Origin of the sequence: Saccharothrix xinjiangensis, from assembly GCF_039527585.1 — a bacterium.
GTDB classification, from domain to species: Bacteria; Actinomycetota; Actinomycetes; order Mycobacteriales; family Pseudonocardiaceae; genus Actinosynnema; species Actinosynnema xinjiangensis.
The window spans coordinates 205,412-223,138 of record NZ_BAAAKE010000001.1 but is presented as its reverse complement, the minus strand read 5'-3'; the positions used below and the strand labels follow the sequence as shown (position 1 = coordinate 223,138).

Genomic DNA, 17,727 nt, shown 5'->3' with positions numbered 1-17,727 from the left:
CCGCGCGGGCGGTCAGCCGGTTCGCCCCAGGTCGGCCAGCATCCCCTCGCAGCTGCGCACCACCACCGCCGCGGCCCGCCGCTGCGCGTGGTCCAGCGCCGGGTTGGCCGCCTGGTCGCGCCAGCGGGCGAGCACCTCCAGCACGACCTGCCGCAGCTCGTCCGCGGCGTACTCGTCCGGGTCCACGTCCTCGTCCACGCCCAGCCGCACCAGCAGGTCCGTGCCCAGGCCGCCGACCAGCCGGGACGCCTCGGCGTCCAGCTCGCCGGGCAGGCGCGTGCGCCCGCCCTGCAACGCGGCCAGCAACCGCAGCTCCCGGAAGTCGTGCGCGGAGGCCACGACCCGCTCCACGGCCGCGACCAGGCCCGCCGCGGCCGGTCGCGGCTCGGCGCGCAGCACCACGTCCAGGCCCAGCAGCGCCGACCGGGCCTTGAGCACGCCGCGGCGCTCGGTGAAGTACACGCCGATCGAGTCGCGCAGCTCGCCGAGGCCGCTGCGCTGCACCAGCTGGCCGGTCAGCTTGACCTGCGTGTCGAAGCCCTGCCGGATCAGCGTGGTGGTCAGCCGGACGCCGAAGATGCCGAACCGCTCCACCAGCCCGCGCCGCACCTCCGGGTCGAGCCGCACCGGGAAGTCCTCGCCCACGAACCGGTCGGCGGACAGCAGGTGGTCCTCCAGCTCGGTCCGCGCCAGCGACGCGAGCGCGGCCAGCGCGGCGAACTCCTCGGGCCGCAGCGTGCGGGCGGCCACCGCGAGCAGCCCGGCGACCGCGACCACGTTCTGGCACAGCGGCCGGACCGCGGCCTCGCGCCGGTAGCGGCGGGCGATCTGCTTGGCCGAGGACAGCGCGTCGATCCGGCCGCCGCCGATCTCGTCGGCCCGCGCGAGCACCAGCACGGTGCCCACCGGCGTGGCCCGCGCCACCGGGTGGTCGTGCGCGGCCCGCAGGAACCGCACGTCGTCGGCGTGCACGTGCCTGGTCAGGTACAGCACGGCGTCGGCCTCGCCGCAGACCTGCTCGACGGGCGTGCCCGGCGCGGTGTCGATCAGCACCAGGTCGCGCAGCGCGCGGGACGGCCACTCGACCACCACGCGCTCGGCGTCCGGCGCGTCCACGAACGCCTTGCCGCCGCGCCGCGCGACCGGCGCCTCGTACTGGCCCGCGAACGCCCGCGCCCGCGACCCGTCCCGGTACCACGTGGTGACCGCGGGCGGCGCGAACTCGTCGCCGACCAGCGCGCCCACCACGGTCGACTTGCCCGAGCGCGGCGCGCCCGCCACGGCCACGCGCACCGGTTCGCCCAGCCGCTCCAGGTGCCCGCGCAGCCACGCGACCGCGCGCGGGCTGTCCCGGTAGACCGCCAGGGCGTCCACGAGCAGCGCCCTGGCCTCGTCCTCCACCGCCATCAGGCGCTGATCCCCAGCGGCGGTGCCTGCCCGCCCGCCAGCGCCTGCACCCGCTGGTACAGGTTCACCAGCCGGTCCAGCTCGCGCTGCGCCTCGCGGGCGCGGCGCTCGCGCTCGGTGGTGTCCTCCTGCACGGCCCGGCGCGCGCTGCGGGCGGACTCCAGCAGCGTCTCCTGCATCTCCTCGGCGAGCGTGGCGAAGTGGTTGCGCAGGCTGCGCTGGACGTGCCGGGCGGCGTCCCGGCAGTCCTTGCCGAACTTGAGGAAGAAGTCGTCGACGTGCCGCGCGGCGGCGGCCTTCGCGGCGGCCTGGCGGCGGCGCAGCCGCTGGTCGCTCTCGTCCAGGATCGACTTGCCGCCGAACAGCGCGCCCGCGCCCAGCGAGATGGCGTTGATCAGCGGCATCCCGGCGAGGCTGGTGGCCAGGCCGAACATCAGCACGCCGCCGTAGGAGCCCTTCAGGCCGGTGAACGCCTTCTGCGCCAGGCCGAACTTCTCGATCAGCGGCTTGTCCAGCGGCGCCGGCCGGTCCAGCACGTCGTCCGGGAAGACCGACTCGGGCAGCAGGTCGTCGCGGGCGACCGGGAAGCTCCTCGCGACCTTCTCCGCCACCCACTCGGAGCGGTCGAGCAGCCAGGCGAAGTTCGCCGTGGCCGCCTCGGTGAGGTTGTCCTCCAGCCACTTCTCGAACTCGTCCCAGCCCAGCGCCGGGTCGGCGGTCTCGAAGGTCCGCTCGACCTCGCGCAGGATGCGGCGGGTGCGGTCGCGCAGGTCGTGCTCGATGTCGGAGAGCAGGTCGGCCATCTCGTCGGCCAGCACCACCTGCCAGCGCGCGGACCGGCGGCGCAGCTCGTCGATGCGGCGCTGCGCCTCGTTGAGCGCGGCCACGGTGTCCTCGGCGCGGTGCGAGGCCCGCGCGGACAGCTCCTCGCGGACCGGGACGACGAGCTGCCGGATGGCCGAGGCGGCGGTGACCGCGACCGAGCGGCGCGCCAGCAGGTCGGCGGCGGCCAGGATGTCCTGCTGCACGCACGCCATCAGCTCGGGGAACCCGGACTCGGCGTTGAGCTCCTTGTCGCCGGTCTTGGCCGCGCGCAGCCGCAGCGCCGAGGACACCGGGATCAGCTTCGCGGTCACGCCCGCGCGGGCCAGGTGCGCCCGGTTGCGCTCGACCACGCGCCGCCACTGCGCCGCGATGTCGATCTTGGTGAGCACCACGACCACGTTCGGGCAGGACGTCATGACCTGCTTGAGCAGCTCCAGCTCGGAGTCGGTCAGCTCGGCGGTCGCGTCGGACACCATCAGCACCGCGTCGGCCTGGAGCAGGGCGGTGAACGTGCTGGCCGTGTGCGCGGGCCGCAGGTCGCCGACGCCCGGGGTGTCGATCAGCACCAGGCCTGAGTCGAGCAGGGCGCGCGGGATGCCGACCTCCGCCCGGACCAGGTCGCCCTGCCCGGTGCTGACCTGCCTGGCCAGCTGGTCGATCGGCACCGGGATGCGCTCGGTGGGCGCGGGGTGGGGCGCGAAGCGCTCGGTGGGCGTGTTCGCGAGGGTCGCGCCGCGCACGAGCGCCGCCGAGGGCGTCTCCGCGTGCTGCACGAAAGTGGGAACGGTGCCGGTGACGTCGTCACCCACCGCGCACACCGGGGCGTTCACCATCGCGTTCACGAGCTGGCTCTTGCCCTGCTTCGGCTCCCCGACGACGAGGACCCGGACCTTGGGGTCGAGCTGGCGGGAGCGCTTGTCGCGCAACCGTTCGGCCAGGTCGGGCCGGTTGTGCGCAGCGCAAGCCCGGATCGTGTCGTCTAGCACGTCGAGCCAAGGCGCGGACATCACCCGCCAGAGTGTGCCGCCAACACCCGCCGGGCGAAAGGCGAGAGCCGGTCCCGTTGGTCGGACGGGACCGGCTCTCCGGTAGTGGATCAGTCTCAGAAGAGCAGGTCGTCCACGCCGAGCGAGCCGACGACCGGGAGGTCGACGTCGCTCACCGCGGTGGTGACGTTGCTCACGACCCCGCCGACGCCCGGGGTGCCCGCGACCGCGTCGGTCACGGCGGCCAGCGGCGCGTCGGAGTCGAAGGAGTGGTGCTGCCCGGCCGCGTGCGCCTGGGCGTCGAGGTCGACGACCTTCGTGACGTCGGCGACGCCGCCGATGCCGCCGGGCAGGGCGCTGGTGAGGCCACCGGTCACGCCGTCGACCACGCCGGTCAGCGTGTCGAGCGAGCCGAACGCGGTGCTGGTCAGGCTGTCCGCGCCCGGCAACGCGCCGGTGACCCCACCCTCGGTGGCGACGGCGCCGTCCACCGCGCCGGTCGCCGTGGTGGTCAGGTCGTGCACCTGACCCGTTGCGGTGCCCAGCGGGCCGTCCAGGGTTCCGGCCACGTCGTTCACCGCGGAGAAGTCACCCCCGACCGTCAGCTTCGCCGCGCCCGACGCGTCGAGGAGGTCCCAGCTGGACACGCCGGCGAAGACGGTCAGGCCGTCGGCGTCCGCGCTCAAGGTGCCCGCCGCGGCGGCCTTGAGGTCCGAGGCGCCGGTGGCGCCGGACACCGCGAGCTGGTCGGTCACGGCCTTGAGGCGGAAGATCGCCTCCACCGGACCGGCGTCGGCCAGGGCCTGCGGCAGGTCCTCCAGCAACGAGCCGTCGAGGGCGGGCAGGCTCCCGGTCGGCGCGTAGTCGAGGACCAGCGGGATGACTTCCTGCACGTCGGCGGCGCTGATGTCGCCCAGACCGGCCCGCGCCAGGGAGCCCGCGGCGTCGGCCTGGAAGTCGGCCAGCGCGGTCGGGTCGCTCAGCAGGTCGAGGACGAAGTCGTGCAGCGTGTTGGGGCTGGTGCCCATGGTGGATCTCTCCTGGTCGAATGGGACGCGGGGAGCCGACCTGGCAGGGGTGGGGGTCGGTGTGGTGATCACCGTATCGACCTGGGATCGGGCGGCCATCGGGGATTACTCCCCGTAGATCCCGCAACCACTATGGGGTGGTAATCGTTCACTCCCTAGGGGATTAGGGGATCGGCTTGTGACCTCCTCGTGACCCGTGTAGGTACAGCCGTACTTCGAACAGGTGAGTGAAGGGGGCTCCTAGTTGCCGTACGTCCTCGGGGTCGACGTGGGCACCACGCGCACCGCGGCGGCCGTGTGCCGGTTGGGCGGCGCCGGGCGCGGCGAGCCGGAACCGGTCGGCCTGGGCGGCCCCGGCGGCGGGGTGGCCACGACGGTGCAGCTCACCCCGGACGGCACGGTCCTCGTGGGCGAGCCGGGCGACCCCGCGTGGACGGCGACCGGGTTCGCCCGCCGCGTCGGCGACGCGGTGCCCCTGGTCCTCGGCACCGAGCGGTGCACGCCCGAGGAGCTGACCGCCCTGCTGGTCAAGTGGGTGGTCAACCAGGTCGCCGCCCGCGAGGGCGAGTACCCGGAGCACGTCGCGGTGGCCCACCCGCCCGGCTGGGGCCCGCACGCCAAGGGGCTCCTGCACCGGGCGCTGCGCGCCACCGGCGTCGAGGCGTCCCTGGTGCCCGAACCGGTCGCGGCGGCCGAGAACCACGCGTTCAACCGGCCGTTCACCGGCGCGCTCGGGGTCTTCAGCCTGGGCAGCCACGCGTTCTCCTCGGCCCTCGTCGCCGCCGTCCCCGGTGGCGGCCACGAGCTCGTCGCCGCGGTCGAGGGCGTCGACCAGGACGCCGGCGCGGACTTCGACGACGCGGTGTTCGCGCACGTCCGCGCCTCCCTGGGGCGCGAACTGGCCGAGCCGGCCGTCGAGGACCCGCGGGCCCGCGCGCTGTTCGCGCGGCTGCGGCGCGACTGCGAGGCGGCCAAGCGGCTGCTGTCCGGCACCGCCGAGACCTCGATCCCGGCGCACCTGCCGTCCGGGCGCGTGGACGTGCCGCTGAGCAGGGCGCGGTTCGAGGAGCTGATCAGGCCGGCGGTCGAGCACGCCGTGGCGGCGCACGCGCGCGTCACCGCGGGCGCGGGGACGACCGTGCTGGTCGGCGGCAGCGCCCGCATCCCGCTGATCGCCGCGTCGCTGCCCGGCCCGGTGCTGGTGGAGGCCGCGCCGGAGACCTCGGTGGTCAAGGGCGCGGCGCTCGCGGCCCGCCGGCTGGTCGTCGGGCCCGAGGCGGAACCCGAGCCCATCGAGACGTCCGTGATGCTGCGCGACGACGACCCCCTGCTGCGCTTCCCCGTCGGCGGCGCCGACCCGGCCGACGGGGAGTTCACCCCGCCGCCGCCCCGGCCACCCGTCGACATCACCCCGCTGGACCTGCCCGAGCGGCGCTCGGTGAAGCGCGTCGTGCGCGGCCTGGCGCCCATCGGCGGCCACCGCCGCGCCCGCAACCACGAGGACGGTCGTTGAACCAGGCGATGATCACGCGACCGGTGCTGTCCGAGCAGGTCGAGCAGGTGCTCGACGCGATCGCGTCCGGCGTCCCGGTGCGGCTCGGCGTCGTCGCGCCCGGCGGGTACGGCAAGACCACGGCGCTGCGGGAGTTCGCGCGGGCGTTCGAGGACGCGGGCGTCGAGGCCCTGGTCGTCGACGACGCGCACCTGCTGCCCGAGGGCGAGCTGCTGGAGCTGCGCGCCGCGGTCGAGCGGGGCGACCGGCCGGTCGTCGTGGCCCACCGGCCGTGGCCGCGGCCGCGGGCGCTGGCCGCGCTGGCCGAGTCGCTGGGCCGGGTCCGGCCCGCGCTGATGCCCGAGCCGTTCACCCGCGACGAGGTGCGGGCCGTGCTGCCCGCGCCCGCGCGGGGGCTGGCGGAGTTCGTGCACCGGCAGACCGGCGGCGTGCCGCGGTTCGTGGCGCGGCTGGCCGGCCTGACCGCGCCCGAGGTGCCCGCCGAGGTGGTGGCGTCGTTCCGGGCGGACCTGGACTGGCTCGAACCGGACGTGCGGAAGTTCCTGCTCGCCGCCGAGGCCGGCGCCGCGTTGCGGTTGGACCTGCTCGGCGGGCTGCTCGGCGTCGACGTCGACGCGGTCGGCGACGTCATCGAGGCGGCCCGCGCCACCGGGCTGATCGGGCCGGACGGCGCGCTGCTGCCGATCGCGCGCACCGCCGTGGCCGCGCTGAGCCGCACCGACCGGCGGATCGCGGTGCGGCAGAAGCTCGCCGAGCTGCAACTGCGGTCCGGCGGCCCGGTGCTGGAGCTGGTGCGGCCCCTGGTCGGGGTGGCCGGGCCCGAGATGGCGGCGGCGTTCCAGGCGGCGGCCGGCGAGGCGCTGCCGTCCGACCCGGCGCTGGCGGCCCGGCTGCTCGCCGCCGTCGGCACGCCCACCGCCGAGATCGCGGTCCGGCGGGCGGCGGCGTCGGCGATGGCGGGCGACCTCGACGCGGCGCTGCGGCTGGCGGACCAGGTGATCGCCGGCGGGTCGGCGCACCGGGGCGAGGCCGCGGAGGTGGCCGCGATCGCGCTGGCGCACCGGGGCCAGCTGGCCCGCAGCACCGAGCTGCACCGGTGGTCGCCGAGCGCCACGTCCACCGCGTTCGCGGTGATCGGCCAGGTCGGCACGGGCAGGTTGCCCACCGCGACCCTGCCGCCCGCGCCGCCGACCATGCTCGACGGCGCCGCTTCCCTGATGGCGCAAGGGGTCGTGGAGTCCGTCACCGGCTCGCCGACCTCCGCGCTGTCCACCCTGGTGCGCGCGACCGGCCTGCTGGAGCCCGCGGGCCGCTCGGTGCTGCTGCCGGACACGCCCGCCGCCCTGGCCGCCCTGGTGGCGCTGCACGGCGGCGAGCTGACGGTGGCGGAGTCGGTGCTGGACCGGGCGGTGGCGACGTCCCTGGGCGGCGCGCTGATGGCCGTGCGGCACCGGCTGCTGCGGGCGTGGGTCGCGATGCTGCGCGGCAACTCGGGCGCGGCGCGCGAGGCGCTGCTGGCGCTGCGCAAGGCCGGGCTGCCGCTGGAGGCGCGGGACTGGCTGTTCGCGGTGGCGCTGGAGGTCGGCGTGGCGCGGCGGGACAGCGACCTGGCGACGTTGAAGCGCACCTGGGAGCAGGCGTGCGAGGCCGTGCTGCGGCACCCGGTCGACCTGTTCGCGTTCCTGCCGCTGGGCGAGTTCGCCGCGGCGGCCGCGAGGCTGCGCGACCAGCACCGGTTGGCCCACCACCTGGGCGCGGCGCGGAACCTGTTGCGGGAGCTGGGCGACCCGCCCCTGTGGGCGGTGCCGCTGCACTGGAGCGCGCTGCACGCGGCGATCACCGCCGAGGAGACGTTGGTGGCCGAGGAGCACGCGGCATCGTTGGCGGCGTGCGCGTCGCGGAGCCGGTACGCGGCGATCGTGTCGGCGGCGGCGGAGAGCTGGCTGGACGTGCTGGCGGGCAAGGTCGACGCGGACCGGGTCGAGCGGGCCGCGCGGGGGCTGCACGCGGTGGGGCAGTGGTGGGACGCGTCCCGGCTGGCGGGGCAGGCGGCGATCAGGACGTCCGACCGGCAGGCGATGGTGCGACTGCTGGACTGCGCGCGACTGCTCCAGGGACGCCCCGCGGGGACGGCGCGCAAGCAGCCGGAGCCGGTGGTCGAGGCGGACGCGGGCAAGCTCAGCGACCGGGAGCGCGAGGTGGCGGAGCTGGTCGTGGGCGGGTTGACGTACAAGCAGGTGGGCGACCGGCTGTTCATCTCGGCGAAGACGGTGGAGCACCACGTGGCCCGGATGAGGCAGCGACTCGGCTGCGGCAGCCGCGCGGAACTGCTGGAACAACTCCGCCAGATCGTCGGCTGACCAGCCCTGCCCTGCTTGCGGACCAGTTCTGTTCGCAGCCACCCCGGCCGCCTCTCACCCAGGCTGCCGCACGCCCCACCCGCTACCCACTCCAGCTGCCCCGGCCCGGCGTCCTCCCGCCTTGGCCTTCTCCCCTTCTGCCTGCCCGGCTGCCGCCTGCCCACCCGTCCGCCCGTCGCCCTTCACCAGCCGCCCGGCCACCCACCGCGCTCCCTTTCGCTGATCACCTGGTCGGTTGATCACCCGAAGGTGATCTTGCGCTTCTCGAACACTCGTTCGAGCATGGAGGCATGCGAATCTCACCCGAACCCCACTCCTCCCTCACCTCCACCACCTCCCACCTGCTACTACCTCCTCCCTCGTCCTCTCCGGCCCGTGCGCATTGCTCAGTCGTGCTAAATTTTGCTCATGCGAGCAAAGTCGGTCACGGAGCGGGCGAGGCGGGCGCAGATCGTGGACGCGGCGATCGCCACGCTGGCCGAGCTGGGCTACGGGGCGACGTCGTTCAAGCAGATCGCCGCTCGCGCCGGCCTGAGCAGCACGGGCCTGATCTCGTACCACTTCAAGGGCAAGCAGGAGCTGGTCGACGAGGTCCGCGCCGAGGTGCACCGCCGGTTCACCGCGTTCGTGCTGGACCGGATGGATCGGGCCGACACCGCCCGGGGCGAACTGGAGGCGTTCCTCCGGGCCAACCTGCGCTTCATGGCGGCGCACCGGCCCGAGATGGTGGCGCTGCTCCAGGTCCGGCCGCACGTCTCCACCGCCGACGACGCCGACAGCTCCACCAGCTCCGACGACGACCACCGCAAGATGGCCGACCTCCTCCGGGAGGGGCAGTCGGCGGGGGAGTTCCGGGAGTTCGACGCGGACGCGATGGCGATCTTCGTCCTGGCGCTGCGCAACGGGGTGCTCGCCAGGGCGGCCGATCACGCGGAGGTCGACCTCGACCTCTGTGAACGCGAGCTCATCACGATGGTGGGGCTCGCCGTGACGAAGGGGTAGGCACATGCGTCGGGGGACGTTGGTGTTGACCGCGGCACTGCTGGCGACGGCGTGCGCGAACGACGACGGAGGGGGAGGCGAAGCGGTGCGGGACGACGTGGTGCGGGTCGAGACGGGGGAGGTCCGCGGCACGGCGCACGCCGACCGCGTGGTCTTCCAGGGCATCCCGTACGCCGCGCCACCGGCGGGTGAGCACCGCTGGCGTGCGCCGCGGCCGCCGCTGCCCTGGAGCGGCGTCCGGGACGCCACCAGGCCCGGCAGCCCGTGCCCGCAGGTGGGATCGTCCTATTCGGACACGGCGTCGACGGACGAGGACTGCCTGTTCCTCAACGTCACGACGCCGGCCACCGAGGGCCGCCGGCCGGTCCTGGTGTGGCTGCACGGCGACGGCGCGGTCGGCGCGGGCCACCACTTCGACGCCCGTGCCCTGGCGACCCGGGGTGACGTGGTGGTGGTGACGCTGAACTACCGGCTCGGTGTGTTCGGCGGCTTCGGCCTGCCGGGCCTGGAGGGCTCGGGCACCTTCGGCCTCCAGGACCAGCGGGCCGCGCTGGAGTGGGTGCGGCGCAACGCCGGGAGCTTCGGCGGCGATCCGGGCAACGTGACGCTGTTCGGCGTCTCCTACGGCGCCACCTCGATCGCGGCGCACCTGGTCTCGCCGAAATCCCGCGGCCTGTTCGACAAAGCCGTCACGCACAGCGGCTTTGCGCTGGCCGACCTGCCCGCCGAGGCCTGGTACCCGGAGCTGCCCGCGCTGCCGTGGCTGGGCTGGCGCGACACCGCGGAGGTCCAGGCCGCCGGGCAGACCGTCGCCGGCGAACTGGGCTGCGCCGACATCGCCTGCCTGCGCGGGTTGCCCGCGGAGGAGGTCGTCGGGCACCCGATGGTGATGAACATCTTCCAGCCCTACGGCTACGGCAACCCGGACCTGCCCGCGGCGCCCGCCGAAGCCCTGGAGGCGGGCGAGTTCGCGCGGGTCCCGGTGCTGGCGGGGACCACGCGGGACGAGCACCGCGGCATCGTGGCGACCTTCCGCGGCGAGGTCGGACCCCAGGACTACCCGAGGTTGCTCGCGCTGGCCTTCGGCGACCGGGCCGCCGAGGTGGAGCGGGAGTACCCGCTGGACGCGTTCGACGACGCGACCCGGGCGTGGGCGGCCGTGATGACCGACCGGGTGTGGGCGAGGCCGGCGTTCCGGCAGCACCAATTACTGGCCGCGCACACGCCGACGTTCGCGTTCGAGTTCGCCGACCCGGCCGCCTCGGAGCTGGGCGCGAGCCACAGCACGGACATCGAGTACCTGTTCCCGGACCGCGAGTTGACCGGTGGTCAACGCGAACTGTCGGAGGTGATGATCGACTACTGGTCCAACTTCGCCCGCACCGGCGACCCCAACGGCGACGGTCTGCCGAAGTGGCCGGGCTTCGCCCAGGGTGAGCACGTGCAGTCGCTCGCGCCGGGCGCGATCACCGGTGTGGACTTCCGGGCGACGCACCGACTCGACTTCTGGGCGGACAAGTAGACGGACGAGCAGGCGGGCGGGCGCTCAGTCGCGCCGGCTCGCGTGCAGCAGGACCAGCCCGATGCCCGCGATGACGAAGTTCTGGAAGGCGGCCGTCAGCCCGTTCCAGTCCTTGGACTGCCACATCACGAACCACTCGCCGCCGATCGCGATGAACCCGGCGCCGAACAGCAGCACCTGCATGACCCAACCGGTGGACGACAGCCGCCGCGCCACGTCCTCGCGGCGCCGCAGCCAGGACACCAGGGCCGCGATCATCACCAGGGCGGTCACCGCTTCCCACAGGATGATCAGCACGTAGACGGCGGTCACCACGGCCGGGCTGGTGATGGCGCGCCACGAGGTGTTGGGCGAGCCGAACGTGGTGTCCATCGCGAGCACGTGCTGCACGAACGCGTGGTTGGTCTCGTAGTCGGTGATGTTCCCCAGCACCACGAGGGCCATGTAGAGCGCGGTGATGCCGGTCAGCGACGCGATCGCGGCCTGCGGGCTCCCCACCCGGGCAAGAAAACGCATGTACCGCAACATAGCCACAATCCGCCGGAAGTCCACGAGGGTTGCCAGCGGCCTGCTCGCCCGCAGGCGCGCACAGGAAGGAGGGCTGTTCGATGACGCGTCCGAACCCGCAGGTCAGCTTGAGCGGAGGAGCCGGGCCGGCAGAGGCGGTACGGCCGATCGGGTGTGGCCGGGACCTCCCGGAACGCCTGCGGTTTCAGCGGAGTTGTGGTTCGGACCACGAGCCCGCCCCCGCGGCCTCCTCCCCGCCCCACGACCCACCCGACAACTCACCCGAGGCCCCACCCGAGGCCGCACCCCGCACCCCGCCTCACACTCCGCAGCCCCGCCTCGCTCCACCCGACCCGCCCCACCCGCCGGCGGAATGCCGCGCCACCCCTCACCTCACCAGCCACCACGACCCCGCACCCCACCAGCCACCCGCACCCCACCAACTACCACCACCCGCGCCTCGGCAGCCGTCACGAACAGGGCGGCTCGTACTCCAACTGGGGCAGGTGCTCGCGCCACAGCTCCTCGGTCAACGTGCCCTTGGTCTTGGCGCACACCCGCTGGATCACGTGGTCCAGCGCGAGGTCCCACAACCGCACCGTGCTGTCCGTGCTGGACGACGCGATCACGGCCTCACCGCCCGGCTTGAACGCGATGCCGCGCAACGGCCCCTCGTGCCCGCTCAGCACGCCCTCCAGGGGCGAGGGGCGCTGCGGGTCGCGCACGTCCCACAACCGGATCGTGCGGTCCTCGCCCCCGCCGGCCAGGTACTGCCCGTCCGCGCTGAAGTCCACCGTGACCACGCCCTCGACGTGCCCGGTGAGCGGCGCGCCGATCGGTTTGACCCGGTTCGGCGTGCCCAGGTCCCACAGCCGGACGGTCCTGTCGTCGCTGGCGGTGGCCAGGACCTTCCCGCCCGGGCTGACGGCGCCCGCGCGCACCGCGCCGCTGTGCCCGGTCAGCGGGTGCCCGACCGGCTGGGCGGCGGCCGGGTCGGTGACGTTCCACAGCCGCACGGTCTGGTCCGCGCCGCCGGTGATGAGCGTCCGGCCGTCCGGGGTGAAACCGGTGTAGTAGACGTAGCCCTCGTGGCCGACGAGCGGGTCGCCGAGCCGTTCGGGGTGTTCCCGGTCGCCGATGTCCCACAGCTGCACGGACTCGTCGTCGTGCCCGGTCACCAGCACCCGCCCGTCGGGGCTGAGCGCCACCGGCGAGCTGTACCGGGTGCCGACCTCGATGGGTTCGCCCAGGGGGCGGGGCCGGTCGGGGTCGGTGAAGTCCCACAGCCGCACCATCTTGTCGCTCACGCTGACCAGCGTCCGCCCGTCGGCGCTCATCGCCAGCGCCCACACCGCCGCGCCGTGCCGGACCGAGGCGGTGGCGCGCGGCGCGCCCGGGTCCTGGACGTCCCACACCCGGATCACCTCGTCCTCGGCGGCCGACACCAGCCGCCGGCCGTCCGGGGTGAACCGGGGGTCGGTGGTGCTGGCGGAGTGCCCGACCAGCACGCCGGTCGGCAGCGACCACAGGCGCACGGCCGAGTCGTGGCTGCCGGTGGCCAGGGTGCGGCCGTCGGGGCTGAAGCCCACCGCGTACACGGTGCCGTTGCGGCCGGTCAGGGGCAGGCCCAGGGACCTCGGGCGGGCCGGGTCGGTGACGTTCCACAGGCGGGTGGTGCCGTCGGCGCCGGAGGAGGCCAGCACCCGGCCGTCGGGCGCGAAGTCGACCGACCACACGCCGCCGGTGTGGCCGGTCAGCGGGCGCCCGAGGGGGTGCGGCGCGGCCGGGTCGGCCACGTCGAACAGCTGCACGGTCCAGTCCTCGCTGCCCGCGGCCAGCACCCGGCCGTCGGGGCTGAACGCGACCGAGTGCACGTCGTCGCCGAACCCGGTGAGCGGCGCGCCGAGCCGCCGGGGGGCGAGGCGGTCCCGCACGTCGAACAGGGCGACGGTGTCGTCGTCGCCGCCGGTGGCGAGCAGCGCGCCGTCGGGGCTGAACGCGACCGACCGGACCTGCCCGGTGTGCCCGCGCAGCGGCTCGCCGAGCCGCCGGGGCCGCGCCGGGTCGGCCACGTCCCACAGCTGCGCGGTGTGGTCGGCGTTGGCGGTGACCAGCGTCCTGGAGTCCGGGGTGAACGCCAGCAGGTAGATGGTGTCGTGGTCGCGGCCCAGCGGTTGGCCGAGCGAGCGCGGCCGGCTCGGGTCGCTGACGTCCCACAGCAGCAGGGTGCGGTCGTCGCCCGCGGTGGCGAGGGTCTTGCCGTCCGGGCTGAACACGGCCGAGGACACCCAGCCGCGGTGCCCCAGCAGGGGCGAGCCGAGCGGTTGCGGGTTGTCGGGGTCGCGCAGGTCCCACAGCCGCACGGTCTGGTCGTAGCTGGCCGTGGCGAGCGTCCTGCCGTCCGGGGAGAACGACGTCAGGTACACCGGGCCGGTGTGCCCGAGCAGCACCGTGGCCAGCGGCGCGGTCTGCGTGGACAGCAGGCGGGTGCGCACCTCGGGGTCGTCCGGGTGCATCCGGTGCGCGACGAGGTCGAGCAGGGCCGACAGCGACGGGTCGCTCTCCTCCAGCCGGTCGGCCTCGGCCACGACCTGCCGGAACACCGCGTCGTCGCGCTGCCGCACGGCCACCACGGCGGCGGTGGCGGCGATCAGCGCGAGCACGACGACGAACGCCGCCGCCGCCCGCACGCCCCACGCGGCGCGCCTGCGGTGCTGCGTGGACACGGCGAGGAAGTCCTGGGCGGTGCCGGTGAGGCCGCCCGGGCCGGCGGCGTCCGCCCAGTGCCGGGCGGTCTCCAGCCGCGCGCCCCGGTAGAGCAGGGACGAGTCGCGGTCCTGGGCCGCCCACGCCGCCGCGTCCTCCTCCAGCCGCTGCCGCAGCAGCTGGCCCTCCCGGTCCTGGTCGATCCAGCTGCGCAGCCGCGGCCACGCCTGGAGCAGCGCCTCGTGGGTGATCTCCACCGAGCCCGCGTCGAGGGTGACGAGGCGGGCGCGGGCCAGCGTTTCCAGCGCCTGCTCGCCCGCGGCCCGGTTGGCGGTCTGCTCGACCAGCTCGTGCCGGGTGGAGCGGCGGCGCGTGTCCTGGGTGTCCTCGCCGACGCGGACCAGGCGCAGCAGCAGCGGCCGGGCGGCCTGCTGCGCCTCGGGCGCCAGGTCGGCCCACGCGCGTTCGGCGGTGGCCGCGACCGCGCCCTGGATGCCGCCCGCCGACCGGTAGCCGGCGATGGTCAGCTTGCCCGCCTGCCTCCGCTGCCAGGTGGCCAGCAGGGCGTGCGAGAGCAGCGGCAGCGCGCCCGCGTCGTAGGCGTCCTGCCCGGCGCGCGACTGGGGCCGGTTGCTGCGCACGCCCAGGTCGCGCAGCATCAGCTCGACCAGGCCCGGTTCCAGCTGGAGGCCCGCCGCCTTCGCGGGCCGCGACACCGCCTCGCGCAGCTCGGCCGACGTCATCGGGCCCAGCACCATCTGCCGGTCCTGGAGCGCGTCGGCCAGTTCGGGGAACGCCAGGCAGCGGCCGTAGAAGTCGGCCCGCACGCCCACCAGCACCAGCGCGGGCGGCTCGCCGCCGGGGACCGCGGGCGTGCACGCCGCGTGCAGCGCCTGCACGAGCACCTGCACCCGGTTCTCGTCCGGTGCGAGCGTGAACGCCTCCTCGAACTGGTCGACCGCCACCACGACCCGGTCGCCGCCGTGCCGCGCGGCGTGCGCGGCGAACGCGGCGCGGATCCGCCCGGCGAACCGCATCACGCCCAGCAGCGTCTGCCCCGGGAACGCGTCCTGGCCCGGTCCGCCCGCCTCCGGGTCGTGCTCCGCCCCGTCGGGGCCGGCCTTCACGTCGAGCACGTCGGCCAGTTCCGGCACCTGCCGGACGAGTTCGCCGATCGGGTCCGCGCCGGGCGTGACGACCACCGCGGGCCATTTCCCGGAACCGGCGACGGCCAGCGCACCGGCGCGAATGGCCGGAATGACGCCCGCGCGCACGAGCGACGATTTCCCGGCTCCCGAAGCGCCCACCAGCATCACTATTCCGCCGGTTTCCGCGGCGCTGCCCAACCGGGACACCAATGCGGCGGTGCTGCGTTCCCGCCCGAAGAACCAACTCGAATCCTCGGCCTGGAACGCGGCCAGCCCCCGGTAGGGGCACACGCCGATCTCGTCGGAGCTGGGCGGTTCCTCGTCCTCGGCCGGCGACGCCGGGCTCGCCAGCGCCTCCTCCCACAGCGCCCGCCACGCGTCGAGGTCGTACAGGCCGGGAGCGGGCGGCTGCGGGTGGGTCTTGCGCGCCTCCCCGATGAGGACTTCGAGGACTACCGAGAGTGCCGAGAACCGCGCCGGGACGTTGCGCCCGCGCCGCCAGTCGCTGACCCGCTGGGCGGTCGCCCGGACCGGACGGCCCCGCTCGTCGGTGCGCCTGGCCCGGCCGACCGATTCGGTCACCCGCTTCAGCGGCGGGTCCCCCGCTTCGGCGTAGAGCAGGGCGAACCGCTCCGCGAACAGGGCTCGGGGACCCGACCCCCGACCGGAAGCAGTCATCCGCGGCGAGCCTCCTCGGGCCGGTCTTCCGGACCGGAAAACCGGTGTGAGCGCGTGAACAGGTCTTTTGTGGACCGGTGGAGCAGCAGGCAGTCCACCCTAACCAGTTCGGGTGCCAAGCTGGCCGGGACGTTCCGGTGCGTCGTCGGAAGTGGTGCGAAGGGACCGGTCCAAGTGGTTTTGCAGGCAACTGCCGCTGCTGCTGGCGTGGCCTCGACTGAGGAGTCCTGGGGGTCTTCTCAGCGGAGTGCGCCCGGCAGCCGCGGTCGGTGGAACGGCGCGGCGACGTGCCATGCCGGCCGCGGTCGGCGGTGATCCGACCGGCGTCACGCCGGTCACGGCCCGTGAGGACCGGGTGTTGCCCGGTGAAGCACGGGTCTGCCCGATCCTGCGGACCGTGCTCGACGCGCACGGCCGGGATCGGGCGGAGGTGGGGCTGGACCTGCTCGCCCGCCTCGCCCTCCCGCTGACCGGTTGACCGGGCCGGGTCGGGTCGGCGCGCACGGCGCGGCGCGGGTCCGGCCCGGGGACCCGATGTCGTTTTTCCGCCAGCCAACGGTGCGGCGTTGACGGATGCTGGTGTGGTGCACCAAGACGCGGAACGCTGTGCTCGGGCCGTCCGGTCCAAAGATCCCCGGTTCGACGGTTGGTTCTTCACCGCTGTGCTGACCACCGGCATCTATTGCCGGCCGAGTTGTCCGGTCGCGCCGCCCAAGGTCGAGAACATGCGCTTCTACCCGAGTGCGGCGGCGGCGCAACAAGCGGGATTCCGGGCGTGCAAGAGGTGCCGTCCCGACGCGTCGCCGGGATCGCCGCTGTGGAGCCACCGCGCGGACGCCGTGGCCAAGGCGATGCGGATGATCTCCGACGGCGTGGTCGACCGCGAGGGCGTGCCGGGCCTGGCCCGCGACCTCGGTTACAGCGTCCGCCAGCTCGAACGGCTGCTGCTCGCCGAACTGGGCGCGGGACCCCTGGCGCTGGCCAGGGCGCAGCGCGCGCAGACCGCCCGGCTGCTCATCGAGACCACGTCGCTGCCGATGGCCGAGGTCGCGCTGGCGTCCGGGTTCGCCAGCGTGCGGGCGTTCAACGAGACGGTGCGCGAGGTCTTCGCCCTGTCGCCGACCGACCTGCGCGCCCGCCGCGGCCCCGCGCCGGAGGCGCCCGGCGTGCTGTCGCTGCGGCTGCCGTTCCGGTCGCCGCTGTGCCCGGACAACCTGTTCGGCCACCTGGCCGCCACCGGGGTGCCGGGCGTGGAGGAGTGGCGCGACGGCGCGTACCGGCGCACCCTGCGCCTGCCGCACGGGCACGGCGTGGTCTCGCTGAGCCCCCGACCGGACCACGTGGCCTGCCGGCTGTCGCTCGGCGACCTGCGCGACCTGTCCATCGCCATCGCCCGCTGCCGCCGCCTGCTGGACCTCGACGCCGACCCGGTCGCGGTGGACGACCAGCTGCGCGCCGACCCGCTCCTGGCGCCCCTCGTCGACCGCGCACCCGGCCGCCGCGTGCCCGGCACGGTCGACGCCGCCGAGTTCGCCGTGCGGGCCCTGCTCGGCCAGCAGGTCTCGACCGCCGCCGCCCGCACCCACGCGGCCAGGCTGGTGGCAGCCGTCGGCGACCCGGTCGAGGACGTCGGCCTGACCCACCTGTTCCCCACCCCCGAGGCGCTGGCCTCCCTCGACCCGGCGGTGCTCGCCGTGCCGGGATCGCGCCGCACCGCGTTCCACGCCCTGGTCACCGCGTTGGCCGACGGCTCGCTGGACCTGGGCGTCGGCGCCGACTGGGACCGCGCCCGCGCCGACCTGCTCGCGCTGCCCGGCATCGGCCCGTGGACGGTCGAGGTGATCGCGATGCGCGCGCTGGGCGACCCCGACGCGTTCATCCCCACCGACCTGGGCATCCGACTCGCCGCCCGCGACCTCGGCCTGCCCGGCACCCCCGCCGCCCTGGTGCGGCGGGCGCAGGCGTGGCGCCCCTGGCGGGCCTACGCCGTCCAGCACCTCTGGGCGACCGGTGACCACGCGGTCAACCGGCTGCCCGCGTGAAAG

11 protein-coding genes are annotated in these 17,727 nt (G+C 75.0%); 6 read left to right on the top strand and 5 right to left on the bottom strand.

The window, feature by feature from the left end; genetic code table 11:
- Positions 1 to 12 precede the first annotated feature (12 nt).
- The 3 genes from ABD223_RS01030 to ABD223_RS01020 all read right to left on the bottom strand — a co-directional run bounded on the left by ABD223_RS01030 (position 13) and on the right by ABD223_RS01020 (position 4,246).
- Positions 13 to 1,407, bottom strand: a complete 1,395-nt coding sequence (locus tag ABD223_RS01030; RefSeq protein ID WP_344033868.1) for a P-loop NTPase family protein — start codon at positions 1,405 to 1,407, stop codon at positions 13 to 15.
- A complete protein-coding gene (locus tag ABD223_RS01025) occupies positions 1,407 to 3,239 on the bottom strand; it encodes a dynamin family protein (protein WP_344033867.1) in 1,833 nt (610 codons plus the stop codon). The genes ABD223_RS01030 and ABD223_RS01025 overlap by 1 nt, the downstream gene beginning before the upstream one ends.
- Before the next feature lie 95 nt (positions 3,240 to 3,334).
- Positions 3,335 to 4,246, bottom strand: a complete 912-nt coding sequence (locus ABD223_RS01020) for an IniB N-terminal domain-containing protein (protein WP_344033866.1) — start codon at positions 4,244 to 4,246, stop codon at positions 3,335 to 3,337.
- A gap of 244 nt (positions 4,247 to 4,490) precedes the next feature.
- On the opposite strand from ABD223_RS01020, the gene ABD223_RS01015 reads away from it, so the two are divergent.
- From ABD223_RS01015 to ABD223_RS01000, 4 genes are all read left to right on the top strand, one after another.
- Complete coding sequence (locus tag ABD223_RS01015) at positions 4,491 to 5,759, top strand: Hsp70 family protein (RefSeq protein WP_344033865.1); 1,269 nt, start codon at positions 4,491 to 4,493, stop codon at positions 5,757 to 5,759.
- A complete protein-coding gene (locus ABD223_RS01010; protein WP_344033864.1) occupies positions 5,756 to 8,119 on the top strand; it encodes a helix-turn-helix transcriptional regulator in 2,364 nt (787 codons plus the stop codon). The genes ABD223_RS01015 and ABD223_RS01010 overlap by 4 nt, the downstream gene beginning before the upstream one ends.
- A 408-nt stretch (positions 8,120 to 8,527) precedes the next feature.
- Positions 8,528 to 9,121 (top strand): TetR/AcrR family transcriptional regulator, encoded by a 594-nt coding sequence (locus ABD223_RS01005; protein ID WP_344033863.1) that lies wholly within the window; start codon positions 8,528 to 8,530, stop codon positions 9,119 to 9,121.
- Positions 9,122 to 9,125: 4 nt separating this feature from the next.
- Entirely contained in the window at positions 9,126 to 10,643 is a 1,518-nt protein-coding gene (locus ABD223_RS01000; protein WP_344033862.1) for a carboxylesterase/lipase family protein, read from the top strand.
- A gap of 24 nt (positions 10,644 to 10,667) precedes the next feature.
- Here the strand turns inward: ABD223_RS01000 and ABD223_RS00995 are convergent, their stop codons facing one another.
- Together ABD223_RS00995 and ABD223_RS00990 are read right to left on the bottom strand one after the other, a co-directional pair.
- Positions 10,668 to 11,159, bottom strand: a complete 492-nt coding sequence (locus ABD223_RS00995; protein WP_344033861.1) for a DUF2165 domain-containing protein — start codon at positions 11,157 to 11,159, stop codon at positions 10,668 to 10,670.
- Positions 11,160 to 11,620: 461 nt separating this feature from the next.
- On the bottom strand, positions 11,621 to 15,682 hold the full coding sequence (locus ABD223_RS00990) for an nSTAND1 domain-containing NTPase (RefSeq protein WP_344033860.1): 4,062 nt from the start codon (positions 15,680 to 15,682) through the stop codon (positions 11,621 to 11,623).
- Positions 15,683 to 15,974: 292 nt separating this feature from the next.
- Here ABD223_RS00990 and ABD223_RS00985 point away from each other — a divergent pair, with 292 nt between their 5' ends.
- A complete protein-coding gene (locus tag ABD223_RS00985) occupies positions 15,975 to 16,160 on the top strand; it encodes a hypothetical protein (RefSeq protein WP_344033859.1) in 186 nt (61 codons plus the stop codon).
- Between the two features lie 106 nt (positions 16,161 to 16,266).
- Entirely contained in the window at positions 16,267 to 17,724 is a 1,458-nt protein-coding gene (locus ABD223_RS00980) for a DNA-3-methyladenine glycosylase 2 family protein (protein ID WP_344034705.1), read from the top strand.
- The last annotated feature ends 3 nt before the right edge of the window (positions 17,725 to 17,727 follow it).